At 62.1% G+C, this 19,422-nt stretch carries 18 protein-coding genes; 7 read left to right on the top strand and 11 right to left on the bottom strand.

Annotated elements, in window-relative coordinates; all coding sequences use genetic code 11:
- Positions 1-25: 25 nt before the first annotated feature.
- From AC1DWQ_RS07685 to AC1DWQ_RS07675, 3 genes are all read right to left on the bottom strand, one after another.
- Entirely contained in the window at positions 26-973 is a 948-nt protein-coding gene (locus AC1DWQ_RS07685; protein ID WP_477669117.1) for a DMT family transporter, read from the bottom strand.
- Positions 966-2,036 carry a tRNA dihydrouridine(20/20a) synthase DusA gene (gene dusA, locus AC1DWQ_RS07680; RefSeq protein WP_477669116.1) on the bottom strand — a complete coding sequence of 357 codons (1,071 nt, stop codon included), beginning with the start codon at positions 2,034-2,036 and terminating at the stop codon, positions 966-968. Before dusA ends, AC1DWQ_RS07685 begins: the two co-directional genes overlap by 8 nt.
- A gap of 74 nt (positions 2,037-2,110) precedes the next feature.
- Positions 2,111-2,596, bottom strand: a complete 486-nt coding sequence (locus AC1DWQ_RS07675) for a hemerythrin domain-containing protein (protein WP_477669115.1) — start codon at positions 2,594-2,596, stop codon at positions 2,111-2,113.
- 288 nt (positions 2,597-2,884) lie between these two features.
- Here AC1DWQ_RS07675 and AC1DWQ_RS07670 point away from each other — a divergent pair, with 288 nt between their 5' ends.
- The 5 genes from AC1DWQ_RS07670 (at position 2,885) to AC1DWQ_RS07650 (ending at position 7,336) form a co-directional block, all read left to right on the top strand.
- Positions 2,885-4,687, top strand: coding sequence for a M14 family metallopeptidase (locus tag AC1DWQ_RS07670; protein WP_477669114.1), 1,803 nt, complete (start codon positions 2,885-2,887; stop codon positions 4,685-4,687).
- A 230-nt stretch (positions 4,688-4,917) separates the two neighbouring features.
- Entirely contained in the window at positions 4,918-5,313 is a 396-nt protein-coding gene (locus AC1DWQ_RS07665; RefSeq protein ID WP_477646486.1) for an RNA-binding protein, read from the top strand.
- 75 nt (positions 5,314-5,388) lie between these two features.
- Positions 5,389-5,922 carry a cupin domain-containing protein gene (locus tag AC1DWQ_RS07660; RefSeq protein WP_477669113.1) on the top strand — a complete coding sequence of 178 codons (534 nt, stop codon included), beginning with the start codon at positions 5,389-5,391 and terminating at the stop codon, positions 5,920-5,922.
- Positions 5,923-5,956: 34 nt separating this feature from the next.
- Complete coding sequence (locus AC1DWQ_RS07655; protein WP_477669112.1) at positions 5,957-6,682, top strand: glutathione binding-like protein; 726 nt, start codon at positions 5,957-5,959, stop codon at positions 6,680-6,682.
- Positions 6,683-6,715: 33 nt separating this feature from the next.
- Positions 6,716-7,336 (top strand): DsbA family protein, encoded by a 621-nt coding sequence (locus tag AC1DWQ_RS07650; RefSeq protein ID WP_477669111.1) that lies wholly within the window; start codon positions 6,716-6,718, stop codon positions 7,334-7,336.
- Here AC1DWQ_RS07650 and AC1DWQ_RS07645 read toward each other — a convergent pair.
- The 6 genes from AC1DWQ_RS07645 to maiA all read right to left on the bottom strand — a co-directional run bounded on the left by AC1DWQ_RS07645 (position 7,333) and on the right by maiA (position 15,172).
- Positions 7,333-9,033, bottom strand: a complete 1,701-nt coding sequence (locus tag AC1DWQ_RS07645; RefSeq protein WP_477669110.1) for a cation:proton antiporter domain-containing protein — start codon at positions 9,031-9,033, stop codon at positions 7,333-7,335. The two genes, AC1DWQ_RS07650 and AC1DWQ_RS07645, sit on opposite strands and share 4 nt — an antisense overlap.
- 247 nt (positions 9,034-9,280) lie before the next feature.
- On the bottom strand, positions 9,281-10,018 hold the full coding sequence (gene phbB, locus AC1DWQ_RS07640) for an acetoacetyl-CoA reductase (protein ID WP_457280389.1): 738 nt from the start codon (positions 10,016-10,018) through the stop codon (positions 9,281-9,283).
- Positions 10,019-10,157: 139 nt separating this feature from the next.
- Positions 10,158-11,336 carry an acetyl-CoA C-acetyltransferase gene (locus AC1DWQ_RS07635; RefSeq protein WP_477669109.1) on the bottom strand — a complete coding sequence of 393 codons (1,179 nt, stop codon included), beginning with the start codon at positions 11,334-11,336 and terminating at the stop codon, positions 10,158-10,160.
- 81 nt (positions 11,337-11,417) lie between these two features.
- Entirely contained in the window at positions 11,418-13,184 is a 1,767-nt protein-coding gene (gene phaC, locus AC1DWQ_RS07630) for a class I poly(R)-hydroxyalkanoic acid synthase (protein WP_477669108.1), read from the bottom strand.
- A gap of 356 nt (positions 13,185-13,540) precedes the next feature.
- The gene (gene pgeF, locus AC1DWQ_RS07625; RefSeq protein WP_477669107.1) at positions 13,541-14,350 is read right to left on the bottom strand and encodes a peptidoglycan editing factor PgeF; all 810 of its coding nucleotides are present in this window, start codon (positions 14,348-14,350) and stop codon (positions 13,541-13,543) included.
- Between the two features lie 183 nt (positions 14,351-14,533).
- The gene (gene maiA, locus AC1DWQ_RS07620; protein WP_477669106.1) at positions 14,534-15,172 is read right to left on the bottom strand and encodes a maleylacetoacetate isomerase; all 639 of its coding nucleotides are present in this window, start codon (positions 15,170-15,172) and stop codon (positions 14,534-14,536) included.
- Between the two features lie 265 nt (positions 15,173-15,437).
- Here maiA and AC1DWQ_RS07615 point away from each other — a divergent pair, with 265 nt between their 5' ends.
- On the top strand, positions 15,438-16,472 hold the full coding sequence (locus AC1DWQ_RS07615; RefSeq protein ID WP_477669105.1) for an NADP-dependent oxidoreductase: 1,035 nt from the start codon (positions 15,438-15,440) through the stop codon (positions 16,470-16,472).
- Positions 16,473-16,510: 38 nt separating this feature from the next.
- Here the strand turns inward: AC1DWQ_RS07615 and AC1DWQ_RS07610 are convergent, their stop codons facing one another.
- Together AC1DWQ_RS07610 and AC1DWQ_RS07605 are read right to left on the bottom strand one after the other, a co-directional pair.
- A complete protein-coding gene (locus AC1DWQ_RS07610; protein ID WP_477669104.1) occupies positions 16,511-16,999 on the bottom strand; it encodes an Lcl C-terminal domain-containing protein in 489 nt (162 codons plus the stop codon).
- Positions 17,000-17,144: 145 nt separating this feature from the next.
- Positions 17,145-18,098: a LysR family transcriptional regulator gene (locus tag AC1DWQ_RS07605; protein WP_477669103.1), complete on the bottom strand. Its 954-nt coding sequence runs from the start codon at positions 18,096-18,098 to the stop codon at positions 17,145-17,147.
- 120 nt (positions 18,099-18,218) lie between these two features.
- Between AC1DWQ_RS07605 and AC1DWQ_RS07600 the strand changes: the two genes are divergently transcribed.
- Positions 18,219-19,421: an MFS transporter gene (locus tag AC1DWQ_RS07600; protein WP_477669102.1), complete on the top strand. Its 1,203-nt coding sequence runs from the start codon at positions 18,219-18,221 to the stop codon at positions 19,419-19,421.
- The last annotated feature ends 1 nt before the right edge of the window (position 19,422 follow it).

The raw sequence follows: 19,422 nt of genomic DNA, 5'->3' as shown, positions 1-19,422 counted from the left end.
AAGTCACCAATGCGTGTCAGGAATTTCAAGTGCCTTCTGTCAGTATCGGCCCTGAATGTTTTTTAGTCAGCCCTTTGTCGGCGCCCGTTACAAAAAATACGCCGGGCAGTATCAATGCGGCACCCACCGCGTGGTGCCAGCCCAACGGTTCGCCCAGCACGCCCCAGGCAGCCAGCGCCGCATAGAGAGGACCCAGGTACAGCGACACTGCCACACGGCTGGCACCCAGGATTTTTTGCGCCCAGCCGTAAATCCAGTAAGCGCCCAGCCCCGGCACAATTGCGGCCACCACGATCAGCCACAGCCCGTAGCCGCTTAACGACAGGGCATCAGGCCGCGACATTTCCCAAACAGTCAAGGGAAGCAAGACCAGGCTACCGCCTACGCAGATGGCCGCCAGCCTGGCCGTGGCGCCAAGCGGGCTGGGCCACTGCTTTTGCAGCAAGGCATAGGCAGCCCATGACACCGTGGCAGCCACGATCCACAGGTCTCCTGCCGAGAACTGCACGCCAGCCAGTGCGGTCCATTGGCCTTTGACCACGACGTGCACCACACCGGCGATGGCCAGCAGCACCCCCAGGCCCTGGCGCAGGCCCAGGCGCTCACCGAGCCAGATCACTGCCCCCAGACCTATCAGCACCGGCGACGCTGCATAAATAAGCGCGATATTCATCGCACCGGTGGACCGCGCCCCCTGGTAAACCCAGGCGCCGCAAATCACCATGCCCAAGGTACCGAGCACCAGATACTGCCACCACACTTTGGCGATGTGGCCGCGCTGGCGCCACAGCTCGGACCGCGTAAGCAGCAGCAGAAGCAACGCCGCCAGGCCCCAGCGCCCGAAAGCCAGCAGATAAGGGCCTATCACGCCCGGCGCCTTGCGCGCCACGATGTAGTTGACTGTCCAGAGCGCCGGTACCAACCAGAGCAAGGCCAACGCCTGGCGCGCCTGTTTTTGCGCGGAATCAGGCATCGGCCATGGCGGTGGTGTCGGCTAGCGTCGATGGCGACGAAGCCGGCATTTCGTGTGCCAGCGCCATCACGGCATGCGGCGGGAGGTCGCGCAGGCGGTGGTCACTCCAGACCTGGCGCCAGCGCCGCGCACCGGGCAAGCCGTTGCGCAGGCCCAGCATGTGGCGCGCAATGGCGCTCTTGGGTGTGCCATGCTCAGCGGCCTCGCGCACCATGTAGTCGCACATCTGCGATTCCACAGCTTCACGGGTCGGCAGGGATTCGGCAGCGCCGAAGAAAGCGCTGTCCCAGGAAGCCAGCCACCAGGGGTTGTGATAGGCCTCACGGCCTATCATCACGCCGTCAAGCGCGGCCAAATGCCCGGTCACCTCTTCCTGCGTGTTGATGCCGCCGTTGATGCAGATGACCAGGCCCGGCAATTCCTTCTTGAGGCGGTGCACCAACTCATAACGCAGCGGCGGCACCTCGCGGTTTTCCTTGGGGGAAAGGCCCTTGAGCCAGGCGTTGCGCGCATGCACGATAAAGACCTTGCAACCGGCCTCGCTCACCGTGCCCACAAAGTCGCGCACGAATTCATAGCTTTCAGCCTTGTCGATGCCGATGCGGTGCTTCACCGTGACCGGCACATCGACCACATCGACCATGGCTTTCACGCAATCGGCCACCAGCTGCGGCTCGGCCATCAGGCAGGCGCCGAAAGCCCCGCGCTGCACGCGCTCGCTGGGGCACCCGCAGTTGAGGTTGATTTCGTCATAGCCCCATTGTTCGCCCAGCTGCGCACAGCGCGCCAGATCCGCCGGCTCGCTGCCGCCCAGCTGTAATGCCACGGGATGTTCTTCGGCGTCGAAGCGCAAGTGGCGCTCCACGTCACCGTGGATCAAGGCACCCGTGGTCACCATTTCGGTGTAGAGCAAGGCGTGGCGCGACAACAACCGGTGAAAGTGGCGGCAATGCCGGTCGGTCCAGTCCATCATCGGCGCCACGCTCAGCCGCCAGGGATGGCCCGGCAATGCGGCAGATGCGCCGGATACAGGCGCAGCGGGAAATGGAAATGGGGCTGACATAGCCCCATTTTCCCAGAAAGGACGCACCCGCAGCGGCGCAGGGTTTTGGCCCGGAGAAGCCCGCCCAAAAACCGTCAGACCTCGGCAGTTTTGAATTCGTCCATGAGTTCCATTTTGCGCTGGCTTAGCTCGTCGGCCAACGCAACCAGGTCCAGCCTGGACTTGCGGGCCTTGACGAACATTTCCTCGCGCTCCTCCTTCACATGGTGGTCGATGTATTCGCCCAGTACCGTCACACGAGCGTCATACAGGTCGTCTTCCGGATCCATGCCCGATATCTGTGCGATCAGGTCTTTGGCCGTACCGTGCTCCACTTCTGCCTCGTCGAGCAGCGCGTCGTCATTGATGGCCGCGCGCACTTGTGGATAGAAGATTTCTTCCTCAATTTGCGCGTGCACCGTCAGCTCCTGGCAGATCTTGTCGGCTACTTCGCGCTTCTCCTCGCCGGACGCATGGCTGTCGCACAACTTCTTGAAGGTGGTAAACAGTTTTTTGACGGCAATATGGTCGGCATCCAGCAGGTCTACGGCATCGTGCTTTTTCGGAGGTGCTTTGCTCATGGGGATCCTCTTTGGGGTTAATGGTCAGTCTGTTTGTGGGTTGAAATTCAATGCGGCCAGCAAAGCCAGCCGCCAAGCCAATTTAGGCCGACGCTCGCGCGAGATTTGTGGGAAACCCGGGAGCGCTTGTGTAGGAATACAGGAACCTGTCGGAGTCGGGCAAAAACCGTGGCGGCCTTGCTGCAGAGGCCCGGGAATTCGCCCAAACCGGCGTGCCGCACTCCGGCAAGCGGGTAATATGGACGGTTACACCATCCGACCAGCTCAGGCCTTGAAGTGCAGGAAAAAATGACGCCGACCATGCCGCACAATTCCACTCCACACCCTCACCTTCCGCCCGCGTATCGCATGTATCCGCTTGCCCTGCTGCTTCCGCTGGCATTGCTGGCCGCCTGCACTTCGGTACCGCTTCCGCCATGGACGCCACCCTCCACACAGACTTCTGCGCCCTCACCAGCCCCAGCGCCCGCCGCGCAACGTCCTGCGCCTGCGGCCGCTGTAGTCCAGACCTCGCCCGTGGCGCCCCCGACAGCAACGGGCGGCCAACCAGCACCTTATAGCGACGCGGTTGCCGCGCGCTTTCCAGCGCCCTCCGTTGTTTACAACACGCCTGGACTGCAAGCCGGCCGCACCACGTTCACCACGCAGGCCGAAATCCAGGCATGGCTGCGCGAACAGGCCGCCGCAGCTTCCCGCACGCCCGGGGTCAGGGCTGCCGTGCTGCCCATAGGCCGGTCACAGCGCGGTGAAACACTTGAAGCACTGGTCCTGACCCGCGCCGGTGGCACGGACCCCACGGTAATGCAGTCAGCAGGCAAGCCCACGGTGCTCCTGGTAGGCCAGCAGCATGGCGACGAGCCTGCCGGCAGCGAGGCGCTGCTGGTCATCGCCCGGGAGCTTGCACAAGGCTTGCTGCAGCCCGCGCTGGACCGCATCAATGTAGTGATTGTTCCGCGCGCCAATCCTGATGGTGCAGCGAATGAGCAACGTGCGACCACAGGCGGGCTGGACATGAACCGCGACCACATGCTGCTCAACACGCCGGAAGCCCAGGCGCTTGCCAGGCTCGCCCGTGATTACCACCCCACTGTGGTGGTCGACGCCCATGAGTACACGGTCGTGGGCCGCTTCCTGCAGAAGTTCGGCAGCGTGCAGAAGTTCGACGCGTTGTTCCAGTACGCCACCACTGCCAACCTGCCCGAGTTTTTGACCAAGGCCGCGGAGGAGTGGTACCGGCGCCCTCTGCTAACTGCCCTCAAGGGCCAAAACCTCACCACGGAGTGGTACTACACCACCTCAAGCGACCTGGCCGACAAAAAAATCTCGATGGGCGGCACCCAACCCGACACCAGCCGAAATGTTTACGGACTGAAAAACGCCATCAGCCTGCTGATCGAAACACGCGGAGTTGGCATTGGCCGCCTGCATATCCAGCGGCGCGTCCACACCCACGTGACAGCCATCACCAGTGCGCTGGCGAGCACCGCCCAGCGCGCGAACGAGCTGCAACAGCTGCGGCCCTACCTCGACAAGGAAGTCGGCGCCAAAGCCTGCAAGGAGGAAGCCGTCGTGGAGGCCGCGCCTACTTCCGCACAGTACGACTTGCTCATGCTCGACCCCGTGACAGGGGCCGACAAGACAGTGTCCGTGGACTGGGATTCTGCCCTCGCGTTGCGCAGCCTTAAAGCTCGCGCACGCCCCTGCGGCTATTGGCTGTCGGCGTCCTCCACCGTGGCCGTCGACCGGCTGCGGCTGCACGGTGTCCAGGTGCAGCGCGTTGCCGAACAGGGTTCCATGCTCGGCGACAGCTATCGGGAAACGTCCAGCACCTCGGGTGAACGCCAGGACGTGCGCGGCACCATCGCCGACGGCAAAGCCGTTCTCAAGGTCCAGGTCAGCCTGACACGCGGCGTGGTGGACGTGCCTCGCGGCAGCTACTATGTGCCTCTGAATCAACCGCTTGGCAACCTAGTGTTTGCTGCACTGGAGCCCGACACCCAGAGCAGCTACTTCGCCAACCAGCTCCTGCAGGGCCTGCAAAGCACCGTGCGTGTGATGGCTGAGCCGACCATCAAGCTTGAGGACTTGTAGCCCCCACGGTCGCTCACTTCGTGTAGCTTCCTGCCCCCCGAGGGGGCCGCTGCGCCTGCGGTCTGGCAAAGCCAGTCCCGCGGCCCCTGCTTGAAGCAGAAATTCCATACCTATCAACGGCCCTTGACGTCTGTGTCTGACAGGAAGAGGATGTGATTGCTGACCGGAAATTTACAGTTTCCGCGCCTTAATGATTCGTTGAACCAACGCAATGCATGAAAGGACTCGCCATGAAGAACTTCGAACTGACCAAAAAAATGCTCAGTATGGGTGGTGTGTTTTATCCCACCGGCTACGCGTTCATCATGTTCCCGAATCTTGAAGACGCCAGGCACGTGGCCCATGAACTGGAAATGGCCAGCAACGGCATCATGCTGCTGACACCGGAAGACATCCTCGAAGACATCGGCAAGGCGGATGGCCATTCGGACGTGAACCTGCCGCGTGTAGGCACCGAGGGCGCGACGGTCCACAAGTACGTGGACCTCGCGAGGGAAGGCCACCACGCGCTGATGATTCCGGTGCCGTCCAAGGACGCCACGGAGCGCATCATGGAAGTCGTGCGCACGGTGCCTTTTTCCTATGCACAGAAGTACCACAGCCTGGCGATCGAGGACCTGGAGTAACGCCTGTCCCGCAGGTGCCCAAGGACAATCGGGGCAGGTTGAAAGCCAGCCCGGGTTTAAGGCACACTGCGCCTCATGCCCCAGTCCAGTCACACTCCAGACCTGCCCACTACGACGCCCCGCGCCCGCCAGCTCATTGAACAGCTGCGGCTGCAGCCGCATCCGGAAGGCGGCTGGTACTGCGAAGTGTTTCGCTCCACACAACAAGTGGCGCCGCAAGACGGAAGACCGGCTCGCAATGCCCTGACCTCGATTTACTTTTTGCTTGACGCCACACAGCACTCACGCTGGCACTGCGTTCTTTCCGACGAGGTGTGGGTACATCTGGAGGGCGCACCGCTCGATCTCTGGACATGGAACGCGGCGGACAACCGCCTGCGCGGCACGGCACTGGGCCCCGTCAGCACGACAACCACCCCTCAACACATTGTGGCTGCCGGCCTGTGGCAGGCGGCCAGGCCGCGGGCGAATGCGGTAGCGGGCTACACCCTCGTGGCCTGCATGGTGGGTCCGGGCTTTGATTTTTCTGATTTCCGGATGATGGAGCCGGGCGGCAACGAAGCCCGGAAAATCGCCGCCGACCATCCACAGCTGGCGCCATTGATCTAGCGCTCAACAAGTTCAAGAACCTCGAGGATTTCCCATGATTGACCTGCACTACTGGCCCACACCCAACGGCTGGAAGATTTCCATCATGCTGGAAGAATGCGGCCTGCCTTACCAGCTGATCCCGGTGAACATCGGCAAGGGTGAGCAGTTCACGCCGGAATTTCTCGCGATCAGCCCCAACAACCGCATGCCGGCCATCGTTGATAACGCACCCGCCGGCGGCGGCACGCCTCTGGCGGTATTTGAAAGCGGCGCCATCCTCATGTACCTGGCCGAAAAGACTGGCCGCTTTCTGCCTGCCGCGACCGAACTTCGCGAGCGCTACCAGGCTATGCAGTGGCTGATGTGGCAGATGGGTGGGCTCGGTCCCATGGCGGGGCAAAACGGGCATTTTCTTTTGTATGCGCCGGACAAAATCCCCTATGCGATCGAGCGCTACAGCAAGGAAGTGGACCGCCTTTACGGCGTGCTCGATGCGCAACTGGCACGAACCGGTGCGCATGTGGCGGGTGCTGCTTACTCCATCGCCGACATGGCCATCTTTCCCTGGGTGCGTACACACAAGGCTCAGCAGGTTGACTTGCAAAAATTTCCCCATGTACAACGCTGGTACGACGCCCTGTTTGAAAGGCCTGCCGTCAAACGCGGGCTGAACCTGGGCAAGGAACTGCGCGCACCGGCGCTGACCGATGAGGCGCGCAAGGCCCTGTTTGGCCAGACAGCGCAAAGCGTACGGGACGGCGCGCACAAGGTTTCCTGACCCCCTTTTCCTTCCTCAAAAACCGGGATACCCATGATTGAATTCTTCTTCGACTGCTCCAGCCCCTGGACCTACATCGCTTTTCGCAACATCCAGCCGCTGGCAGCCGAGTTAGGGGAAGCCATTCGCTGGCGGCCGGTGCTGGTAGGAGGCATCTTCAACAGCGTCAACAAAGGCATTTATGCCGCGCGGGAAGACATGAATTCACCGAAGAACCGCTATACGCTCAAGGACGTGCAGGACAACGCACGCCAAGCGGGCCTGAAGATTGCATTTCCACCCAAGGTATTTCCGGTCAACAGTGTCAAGGCCATGCGCGGCTGCCTGTGGATTGCACAGGATGCCACGGCCGAGCCGCACTACCTTGAATTTATCGAAGCCACCTTCGCAGCCTATTTCACACGTGAAGAAGATATCTCGCAGGATGACGTGCTGGCCGCGATTTGCCGGCAAGTTGGCATTGATCCCGCAGCGTTTCTGGCTGGCATCGCAAGGCCCGACATCAAGGATCAACTCAAAAGCAACACCGACGAAGCGATCCGGCGCGGTGCGTTCGGTTCACCTACCTTCTTTGTGGGCGACGACATGTATTTCGGCAACGACAGGCTTGCGCTTGTGCGCTCCGCCGTGTTGCGGGCCAGAGCAGGCGCCTAATGCGCTGCGGTTGACGCGCCGGCGCGCTCCAGCACATGGCGCGCCATGGACTGTGCCAGCTCCTGCTCACCGAGGAAGACCTTGCCGGCCTTCTCGTTGTCGAGCAGGCGCGCCTCGGCCTCGTTGTGGGTGCGCACCACGGTTTCGATGGCTGGATTCAGTGAACGCGCAGTGGCGACCATACGCCTGACGTCCAGCGTGTCGGGTGTCGCAATCACGAGCATGCGCGCCTGCGCAATGTGGGCCTGAACCAGAACTTCCGCCTCCACCGCATCGCCAGACACGGCCGCAATACCCTGCTCCCGAAGCCGTTCCACTGCCTCGCGATTCTGCTCTGCCACCACAAACGGAATGTGATGGGCCTTCAGTGCATCGGCAATGCGCCGCCCTACCCGTCCGTAGCCCACCAGCACCACATGGTTCGACAAATACTTCTGGTCGGTCGTGGCCGGCAACTCGGCCGTCGGGTCATCGCGGGCCTCCAGCTTGCGCGCCAGAGGTGACTTTGCCAGGATCCATTGCTGCAAGGGTTCAACTGCCTTGAAGACCAACTGGTTTAGAGCAATCGAGATCAGCGCACCCGCCAGCACAAGGCTTTGCCCTTCAGGGGGCAGCAGGCCCAACGACGCACCCAGGCCCACCAGGATGAAAGAGAACTCCCCGATCTGCGCGAGACTGGCCGAGACGGTGAGCGCGGTGTTCAGCGGATAGCGAAATGCCATCACCAGCAAGCCGGCCGCCAATGTCTTGCCGACGATGATGATGCCCACCACGGCCAGCACCTGCAGTGGCCGCTCCAGCAATACCCAGGGGTCGAACAGCATGCCCACCGATACGAAAAACAGCACGGCGAAAGCGTCGCGCAAAGGCAGCGACTCTTCGGCCGCCCGGTGGCTGAACTCGGATTCGCGCATCACCATGCCGGCGAAGAAAGCACCCAGGGCGAAAGACACGCCGAACAGCGCCGTCGCGCCGAAAGCGATGCTCACTGCGGCGGCCACCACGCACAGCGTGAACAGCTCGCGCGAACCGGTGCGCTGCACCTGCCACAGCACCCAGGGAAAGAAGCGGCGCCCCACCACCAGCATCAGCGCCACAAAACCGCCCACTTGCAGCAGCGTAATGCCCAGTGTTTTCCACAGCGCATTGACATCGGCATCGACCTTGCCCGACAGCCAGCCGCCCAGCGGCGGAAGCAGCACGAGCACCAGCACCATGGCCAGGTCCTCCACGACCAGCCAACCCACGGCAATCCGCCCATTGACCGAGTCGAGGATGCCGCGGCTTTCAAGGGCCCGAAGCAGCACCACGGTACTGGCGACGGACAGCGACAGGCCGAACACCAGCGCTCCCCCGAGATTCCAGCCCCACCAGTGCGCGAGGCCCATGCCGAGCGCGGTGGCGACCGTCATCTGCACGATGGCGCCAGGCACCGCAATCTTGCGCACCGCCAGCAGGTCGTCCAGCGAGAAATGAAGCCCGACTCCGAACATCAGCAGCATCACCCCGATTTCAGCGAGCTGGCTCGCGATCTCCGCATCCGCTACAAAGCCGGGAGTGAACGGCCCGATGATCACACCCGCGAGCAGGTAGCCCACCAGCGCGGGCAAGCGCAGCCGCACGGCAAGAAAACCAAAAATCAGGGCCAGGCCCAGGCCGGCGGCAATCGTGCTGATCAATGAAACGCTATGGGGCATGCAGGAGGATTCCTTCTCGAAAGCGAAAAGCGGTTAAGAGTCGTTCGGACTCCAGGGAAGGCCTGCGACACAGCCCGGTGTGCGGGCTGTCCCGTCGAACGTGTCTGTTTAATTTACTACAGACGATTGAAGTGACCCATTGCGAAGTCCCCACGCGTTTGACGGCTTTGCAGGTTGTTTGCGACAAACAGCCGGGCACAAAAAAACCCGCCGTAGCGGGTTTTCAGCCACGGGCCGGTGAGGGCAATCAACCCATGTGCAGGCCGCCATTGAGCGAGAAGTCGGCGCCGGTCGCATAGCCGCCTTCATCGGACGCGATCCACGAAATGATGGAGGCGATCTCCTCGGGCTGGCCGAGCCGTTTGGCGGGCACGCCTGCGACGATTTTCTCCAGCACGTCAGGGCGTATGGCTTTGACCATGTCGGTGCCGATATAGCCGGGGCTTACCGTGTTGACCGTCACGCCCTTGGCCGCGACCTCTTGCGCCAGCGCCATCGTGAAGCCGTGCAGGCCGGCCTTGGCCGTGGAATAGTTCACCTGGCCGAACTGGCCCTTCTGGCCGTTGACCGACGAGATGTTGATGATGCGCCCGAAACCCGCTTCAATCATGCCCTCGATGACCTGTTTGGTCACATTGAACATGCTGTTGAGGTTGGTGGAGATCACGGCATCCCAATCGGCCTTGCTCATCTTGCGGAACTGGCCGTCGCGCGTGATGCCGGCGTTGTTGACCAGCACAGCCACGGGGCCATGCTCGGCCTTGACCTTGTCAAAGGCCGTGACGGTGGAATCCCAGTCGCCGACGTTGCCCACGGAAGCATAAAAAGTATGGCCCAGGGCTTTTTGCTCGTCGAGCCATTTGGTGAAGTCGCGCGTGGGGCCGCAACCGGCGATCACCGTGAACCCGTCCTTGTCCAGTCGTTGGCAGATGGCAGTTCCAATGCCGCCCATACCGCCCGTGACATACGCTACTTTCTTTGCCATTTCGCTCTCCTTGATTTTGTGAATTATCTGAAACCGTTACCTGGTGACTTCCCTGCCGAACGGCCCACCGTGATTCGCTATCGATTTAATAGCTGCTTGCGCACGGTGCAAGCCAGTCTCAGCCTCTTTTACCTTATATTCAGCGTTCCAGTGTGAGGGCAACCCCCATGCCGCCGCCGATGCAGAGGCTGGCAATGCCTTTTTTCGCATCGCGCCGCGCCATTTCGTGCAACAGCGTCACCAGGATGCGGCAGCCGGACGCGCCGATCGGGTGGCCGATCGCGATGGCGCCGCCGTTGACGTTGACCTTGCTAGTGTCCCAACCCATTTCCTTGTTGACCGCGCAGGCCTGGGCGGCAAAAGCTTCGTTGATTTCGAGCAGGTCGAGGTCCTGGGCCTTCCAGCCTGCGCGCTGCAGTGCCTTGGTCGATGCGGGGACCGGGCCCATGCCCATGTAGGCCGGGTCGAGGCCGGTGGTTGCGTAGCTGGCGATGCGCGCCAATGGCTTGAGACCCAGGGCGGCGGCCTTTTTGGCCGTCATGACCATCACCGCGGCAGCGCCGTCGTTCAGGCCCGAGGCATTGCCGGCCGTCACACCACCGGCCTTGTCAAACGCCGGGCGCAGGCCCGCCAGGCCTTCGGCGCTGGTTTTGCGGTTGATGAATTCGTCCGCGGCAAATATCACCGGATCACCTTTTTTCTGCGGAATGGTGATGGGGATGATTTCATCCTTGAACTTGCCGGCGTCCTGCGCGGCCGCAGCCTTGGTCTGGCTGCCCAGGGCCAAGGCGTCCTGCGCTTCCCGATTGATCTCGTATTTTTTTGCCACGTTCTCTGCGGTAATGCCCATGTGGTACTGGTTGTAGACATCCCACAGGCCGTCGACGATCATGGAGTCGATCATCTTCCAGTCGCCCATGCGCTGGCCGTCGCGCGAACCGTTGAGTACGTGCGGCGCGGCGCTCATGTTTTCCTGGCCGCCGGCAATGACGATTTCGCTGTCACCCGTGGCCACAGCCTGCGCCGCGAGCATGACGGCTTTGAGGCCGGAGCCGCAAACCGCATTGATGGTCAGGCCCGGAATGCCGTTGGGAAAGCCTGCCTTGATGACCGACTGGCGCGCCGGGTTCTGGCCGACGCCGGCCGTCAATACCTGACCCATGATGACCTCGCCGAGCTGGTCGGCATTGAGGCCGGAACGCTCCAGCACACCCTTGATGACGGCTGCGCCGAGTTCGGTTGCGGGTATTTTGGCGAGCGAGCCGCCGAATTTACCGACGCCGGTGCGGCCGGCAGCAACGATAACGATGTCTTCCATGATGTGTCCCTTTTGAAGTTTTAGGATGCGTTTATGAATGCGTTTTTATGAATGCGGTTTGGCGAGGCGCGGGTTGCTGTGTCAGGCTTTTGCCTTGACATAGCGGCCCGGCGCAGCCTCAATGACTTTGTACTTGCGGCTGCCATAGGTTTTCGGTGCAGCAATTTGCTTGCCAGCATGGCCCTGGAGCCATCCGGACCAGTCGGTCCACCAGCTGCCGGGGTGTTCTGTCGCGCCCTCGAGCCAGCCGGCTTGCGTCTCGGGAAATTTCCCCTGAGGCAGTTTGTCCCGGGTCCAGTAGCTTCGTTTTTTCTTGGCCGGTGGATTGATCACACCCGCAATATGGCCGGAAGCACCCATGACAAACCGCTTTTTTCCAGGCAAATGCTGTGTGGAGGCATAAGCGCCGCCAATCGGCACGATGTGGTCTTCACGCGAGCCGTAGATGTACACAGGAATGTCGACCTTGCGCAAGTCTACTTTCTGGCCGCACACCACGGTCTTGCCCGGCTTGATGAGATTGTTCTCGAAATAGGTATTGCGCAGGTACCAGGCGTAAAACGGGCCCGGCAGGTTGGTGGAGTCGCTGTTCCAGTACAGCAGGTCAAAAGGAGGCGGTGTTTCGCCCTTCAGGTAATTGCCGACCACGTAATTCCAGACCAGGTCATTCGGACGCAGGAAGCTGAAAGTGGAAGCCAGGTCCTGACCCTTGAGCAAGCCGCCCTCCCCCATCTCGGCCTCGCGGTACTTGACCGAGGTTTCGTCGATGAAGATATCAAGGATGCCGGTGTCGGTGAAATCAAGAAACGAGGTGAGTAGCGTTGCACTGGCCACCGGCTTTTTACCCTGTGCGGCCAGCACGGACAGCGCTGTTCCGAGGATGGTGCCGCCCACGCAAAAACCCAGTGCGTTCAGGGTCTTTGCGCCGGTGATCTCCTGCACCACGTCAATGGCCTTGATGGCGGCGTGCTCGATGTAGTCGTCCCACGTTTTTTTTGCCATCGACTCATCGGGGTTGCGCCAGCTCACCACAAAGGTGCGGTGCCCCTGGCTGACGGCATAGCGGATCAGCGAGTTTTCGGGTTGCAGGTCAAGGATGTAGAACTTGTTGATGCATGGCGGGATCAGCAGGAAAGGCTTTTCGTACACCTTTGCTGTCAGGGGCTTGTATTCCAGCAGTTGAAAGAATTCATTTTCAAACACCACCGCGCCTTCGGTGGTGGCGACGTTTTTACCGACCTCGAACACACGCTCGTCGGTCATGGACACGTGGCCCTGCTTCAGATCATGCAGCAGGTTGGTGAGACCCTGGGCGATGCTTTCGCCCTGGCTCTCGATGGCTTTTTGCTGCGCCTCGGCATTGAGCGCCAGGAAATTGCTAGGCGCCGTGGCCGCCATCCATTGCTCGACCGCGAAGCGCACGCGTGCGCGGGTCTTTGCGTCGCCTTCGACGGCGTCGGCCAGGGCCATGAGGGTGCGGGCGTTCAGCAGATAGGTGGAAGCCGAAAATTTCGAGACGGGGTTGGTCTTCCAGGCCGCGCTTGAAAACCTGCGGTCAGACGACACCAGCGTATCGGCGCCCTCCTGCAACCCCTGGTTCCACAGGGCTGAGGCGTCTGCGATATAGCGCTGCTGCAATTCCTGGAGCCTGGCCGGATCGAACTGGAGTGCCGCTGGGGTTTGGCCTGGGCTGAATGCACTCATTGGTGCGAATCCGTTGTTTGCACCAGTATTGAAGCCGGCGCCTGATCCGGCGTTTGCCATGACACTCATGGCCTGCTGCAGGCCTGCCGCAAAGGTCTCTTGCATCTGCCGGGCCGTTTCGGCCTGCTTTGCGTCAAAATTCATCTTGTCTCCCCGATCCATGTTGAGTCCTGGTGACTCTTTTGAGCACACCAACAGTATCGTAGGATTTGCATTACAAATTGCTCACCAGGGCCGCGGAGTTCTACGTATTTATGTATTTGATTGTCATCGCCTGGATTTACGTTGTGCTCATGATGAGTGTTGCCGAAGCCACCAACAGCAACGGCACACTTCTGGGGGCACTGGTCACCTTTGTACTCTATGGACTGGGTCCTGTGGCATTGGTGGTTTACCTGATGGGTGCACCTGCCCGCAGCAAGGCGATCAAGAAACGCGCTGCAGCAGAGCGCCTGCAGCAAACTGCAGGCGTGGACGCAGCCCCAGACAAATCCTCACCGTCACACGCGCCAGATACAGGCGGCCATGCGCCCCGTGGTGCCAAACCCATTACCAGTGACGCCGGCATCCCGTCGGTGGGAAAAGAACCTTGACGGATTGCCCACGGTGCACCAGGCATTGCTGCCGTCATTGCCGTACACCTGTGTAATCCCCAGCGCCATGAGGCGCAACCGGGCCAGCGCCGGCAAGTCGGCAAGGTATTTATCGCTGCCGCACGGCGTAAAGCAGCAGCCGGCGTCAGGCTGAACGGTTTCGAACGCGGCCTTGACTTCAGCGCCGACTTCGAACGCTGCAGGCCCGATGCACGGACCGAGCCATGCTATTGTTTTGATAGCTGCTTGCGCTTGTTTTTGTTGGGCCAGAGCCCGAAATGACTCATAAACTGCCTCAAGTACACCGTGCGGACTCGTCGGACTTCCTGCCAGCCCACGCCAGCCCGCATGCGCTGCGGCCACCACAGCGCCGTCTTCGCTGGCCAGCAGCACCGGCAGGCAATCGGCCACCATGATGGTGCAGGCAAGTCCCGCCTGATCCGTCACGCAGGCATCGGCTGTCTGGCCGTCGGCGGCATCGGCGCTCAACACCAACACTTCGCTGCCATGCACCTGCTGAAGGAACACCGGGTGACTGCCCATTGCCCGCCGCAACACGTCACGGTTCGCCGCAACATTGGCCGGCTGGTCGCCGACGTGGTCACCCAGGTTCAGGCTGTCATAGGGAACGGGCGACACGCCCCCGGCACGTGTGGTGAACACCGCGCGCACGCCGGCAGGTGCTGGCCAGTCGGGAATCAGCCAATCAGTATGCAAAGCAGGCACCGGTAATTTTCCGACGGGCCGCCCTTAGGAAAATTGGCCCCTGAGGGGCTGGAGCCTGCGGCTCCAAACCTGCTTGAGCAGGTTTGGACAGGCGACAGAGGCGTAGCGTCTCGCAAGCCGCGGCCTGCAAGGCCTCGTGAACCACACGAAGTGGGGAGCGTGGGGGCCACATTCTCAGGCTTCGTTGTCGGGGCAGGCCGAAGGCTGGGCCTTCTGGAAGGCCGGCAGCGCCATACAGGCGTCGAACGCGGCCATGGTGCGAGGCAGTCTGTCAAAACTCACGTTAAAGCGTTTGGCATTGAATATCTGCGGCACCAGGCAGCAATCAGCCAGTGTTGGTGTATCGCCATAGCAATAGGTCGATGCCGGCAATTGCGCCAGCTGGCGTTCAAAGGCCTCCAGGCCTTCGCGGCACCAGTGCACATACCAGGCGTTCTTTGCAGCTTCGTCGAGCTTGAGTTCCTTGACCAGGTATTTCAGGACGCGCAGGTTGTTGATGGGGTGGATTTCGCAGGCGATGGACTGGGCCAGCGCGCGCACCTTGGCGCGGCCCACCGCGTCGGCGGGCAACAGGGCCGGTGTGGGGTGTTTTTCATCGAGGTATTCGATGATGGCCATGGACTGCGAAAGTTTTTCACCGTCGACTTCGAGCAGCGGCACCAGGGTGTCGGCGGCCAGGGCGGCGTAAGACGGCTGCTTGTGCTCGCCTTTGGCGATGTGCACGGGAATGTAGTCGTAGCTCAGACCCTTGATCTCCATCGCAATACGTACACGAAACGACGAAGAAGAGCGGAAATAGTTGTGGAGTTTCATCTCTAAAGCATAAACGATGGCCCCCACGGTCGCGCACTTCGTGTCACCCCCTGCCCCCCGAGGGGGCGCTGCGCCTGCGGCCCGGCAAAGCCGGTTCCGCGGCCCCGGCTGGGTTAGATACATCCCCGCCGTAGCGCACTTCGTGTGGCTTCAAGCTGAGCTGGTTAAGCGACCATCAGTGGCAGGGCAATCGCGTGGGCGACTGACGCGCGGGCAGTCCGCCACTACCATTGCCTTTTTGCATTCGCCACTCCCGGAGACACCCATGAGCGCCATCGCCACCCTAGCCAACCACCAGATTCGCCTGGCAAGCCGTCCCGTCGGCCTGCCCACCCGTGACAACTGGAGCTTCACCACCGAGCCGGTCGCCGAACCCGGCCCGGGCGGCGTACTCGTCAAAACCCTGTACCTGTCGCTGGACCCGGCCATGCGCGGCTGGATGAACGACGCCAAGAGCTACATCCCGCCGGTGGAAATCGGCGCCGTGATGCGCGCCGGCGGTGTAGGCAAAGTGATCGCCTCACAAAACCCGGCCTTTGCCGTGGGGGACTACGTGAACGCCGCTCTCGACGTGCAGGAGTACTGCCTGATCCCGGCCGACCAGGTCAAGCGCAGCGGCATGTTCAAGATCGACCCGCGCCTGGGCCTGACATCCTGGCTCAATGTGCTGGGCCTGCCCGGCATGACGGGTTACTTCGGCCTGCTGGAAGTCGGCCTGCCCAAGGCCGGCGAAACCGTCGTGGTTTCCGGCGCGGCCGGCGCCGTGGGCCAGACAGTGGGCCAGATTGCCAAGCTCAAGGGTTGCCGGGTGGTGGGCATTGCCGGGGGCAAGGCCAAGTGCGACTGGGTGGTCAAGGAACTGGGCTTTGACGCCTGCATCGACTACAAGAACGGCGACGTGCGTGCCGGATTGAAGGAACATTGCCCCAAGGGCATCGACATCTACTTCGACAACGTGGGCGGCGAGATCCTGGACATGGTGCTGGCGCGGCTGGCGCGCGGCGCCCGCATCATCATCTGCGGCGCCATCAGCCAGTACAACAACACCACGCCCGTGAAGGGCCCCGCCAATTATTTATCGCTGCTGGTCAATCGCGCCCGCATGGAAGGCATCGTGGTATTCGATTACGCCGACCGCTACCACGTCGGTGTGGCTGAGATGGCGGGTTACCTCAAGGCCGGCACCATGAAAAGCAAGGAAGACATCGTCGAGGGACTGGACACTTTCCCGGAAACACTGCTCAAACTTTTCAACGGCGAGAACTTCGGCAAACTGGTGCTGCAGGTGGCCAAAGACTGAGGCCCGATGCGCCGGCTGCCGCCGGCGTTGGGTGCCGCTTACTTCGCATTGCGCACCAGGCGCACGACGGCCGCCGTGGCGCGCGGGGCTTCACCGGCGCTGCCGTCGCTGAAACCCACAAAGGTGAAATAGCCCGGGCCGGTGCTGCTCGATGTCCAGAAGCGCGCCACGGGCGTGCCCGGAAAAGCACTAGGATCTATCGCCGCCTTGTCCACGTCAGCCTCTCGTGCAGAGACGATGCTGGAGAGTTCTTTGAGAATCGGCAAGCGCCATTCGGCCTCCGGCGCGGAAGCCGCCTTGGCACGCGCGGCCGCATCGGGATGGTTCAGGAAAGCCGGTTGCCCGGTGCAGGTCTTGCCCTTCCAGACCATGCCTTCCGCGCAGCGCCGCCAGACCAGGCCGGTGCGGCTATCGGTGACTTCCTGGTTGTCTGCGGACACGCTGAAGCGCTCCTGCGCAAAACTTGCACTGGACAAAGCCAACAGCAAAAGGGAAAGACCCAAGGTGTGAACAGAATTGCGGTGCATAGAAATCTCCATGGCCGGAGTGGCCTCGCAGCCTTACGACTTGTTACCAATACTAGGCAAGTTATCTCGCTGCAACCATAGGGAACCTATGTAGGGGGTAGTACTTAGCACACACGCACTGTTTGTGTGCGGGCGCATTCAGGCGTCAGGGCTGATGCAGCTGGTAGTCATGCCCGAGCCCGCCACCATCAAGAACCTCCTGCGTGACCTGCTCAACCAGAAAATCCAGCAGCACGCGCACGCGCGCCGGCAAGCGGCCGCCCCGGCCGACAAATACTGCATGGATGGGTTCGCGCTCGCCCGGGTTCAGGCTTTCAGCCACCGGCACCAGGCGGCCCGCGTCAATGTCGCGGCCGACGTGGAACATCGACATGCGGGCCAGCCCGGCGCCCGCCAGCACCAGGTGGCGCAGCGCCTCGCCGTCGCTGGCACGCGCATAGCCGGTGATCGGCAACTGCTGAATCTGTCCGTCTACCCGCACCGGCCAGTAATGCATATTGCGTTTGAAGGTATGGGCCAGGCGCTGGTGCGCCTCCAGCTCTTCCAGCGTGCGCGGCGTGCCGTGTCGCGCCAGGTAATCAGGGCTGCCGACAATCACCTGCGCGGTATCACCCAGGCGCCGCGCCACCAGTTGGGACGACGCGAGTGCGCCCCAGCGGATTGCCACATCGGTGCGCTCGTCCAGCAGGTCGACTACGCGGTCGGTCAAGGTAATGTCCAGCAAAATATCCGGGAAGCGCTCGTGAAAGGCCGGCACCAGCGGCAGCAGCAAGCAGTGCGCGGTGGGCATGCTGGCGTTGATGCTGACGCGCCCGCGCGGCATGGCGCCGGCCGCGGCGCCGCGCTCGGCCTCGTCCATGTCGGCCAGCACGCGCGTGCTCTGCTCGTAAAACGTCGTGCCTTCGGGTGTGAGCTGCAGCTTGCGTGTAGTGCGGTTGACAAGCCGCGTACCCAGCCGCGCCTCCAGCCGGGTCACCAGCTTGCTGACGGCCGAAGGGGTCATGCACAGCTGCCGGGCGGCGGCCGAAAAACCGCCTTTGTCCACGACCTGGACAAAGGCCTCCATCTCGCCGGAGCGGTTGACGTCTATGCGGGGCATGATCTGGTATTTTTCGCGAATTACTGTGAATTGAATTCACAAATGATTGTCTTTATGACATTCTAGTCAAGATAGCACTTCGTCTCCACACTAAGCACATCCTCTTTTTAGGCGACTTTCATGGATGCGCGCAAATCACTCCCTTCACTTCCTTTAGGCCTTCTGGCCCTCACCGCCGGCTCCTTCGGCATCGGCACGACAGAATTTGTCATCATGGGCCTGCTGTTGCAGGTCTCCGCCGACCTGGGCGTCACCATCGCCTCGGCCGGGCTGCTGATTTCCGGCTACGCCCTGGGCGTGGCGGTGGGTGCACCGGTGCTGACGCTGGCCACGCGCAAGCTGCCGCGCAAAACCGTGTTGCTGGCGCTGATGGCCATCTTCACGCTGGGCAACCTGGCTTGTGCGCTGGCGCCGGACTACGGCAGCCTGATGGCGGCCCGCATCATCACCTCGATGGCGCATGGCACCTTCTTTGGCGTGGGTTCCATCGTGGCCACCGGCCTGGTCGCGCCCGAGCGAAAAGCCTCAGCCATTGCCATCATGTTCAGCGGGCTGTCGCTGGCCACACTGCTCGGCGTGCCCGCTGGCGCCTGGCTGGGGTTGCATTACGGCTGGCGCTCTACCTTCTGGGTGGTCACGCTGATCGGCTTGCTGGCTTTTGTGGTGCTGGCCATTTTTGTGCCGCGCAGCGCGGCTGAAAACGGTACCTCGACCATCCGGCAAGAACTGGCCGGCCTGGCCCGCCCGCAGGTTCTGCTGGGCTTGTTGATGACCGTGCTCGGCTTCGCCGGCCTGTTTGCGATCTTCACTTATATCCAGCCCATCCTCACGCAGATCACCGGCTTCAGCGAGGCGGCAGTGTCGCCCATCCTGCTGGTGTTTGGCGGCGGCTTCTTTGTGGGCAACCTGCTGGGCGGGCGCCTGGCCGACCACGGGCTGCGGATGTCGCTGCTGCTTACGCTGGGCGCGCTGGCGCTGGTGCTGGGCGTGATGGGCTTTGTGCTGCATTCGCCGGTGGCCACGGTGGTGTTTGTCGGGCTGCTGGGCGCGGCCTCTTTTGCCACGGTGGCGCCGCTGCAGATGCGCGTGCTGCAGCAGGCGCACGGCGCGGGCCAGAACCTGGCGGCCAGCCTCAACATCGGCGCCTTCAATGTGGGCAATGCGCTGGGCGCCTGGCTGGGCGGTTTGGTCGTCAGCAGTTCCTTCGGCCTGGGTGGCCTGAGCTGGCTGGCTGCGCTGATCACGGTGGCCGGCATCGCGGTCACGTTGTACAGCCTGTCGCGCGACAAGGCCGAGCCGCGCGCCATCCCCGTCATCTGCTGAG

The sequence above is a fragment of the Polaromonas sp. P2_G11 genome (assembly GCF_056403595.1).
This window is presented reverse-complemented; position numbering and strand designations above follow the sequence as displayed.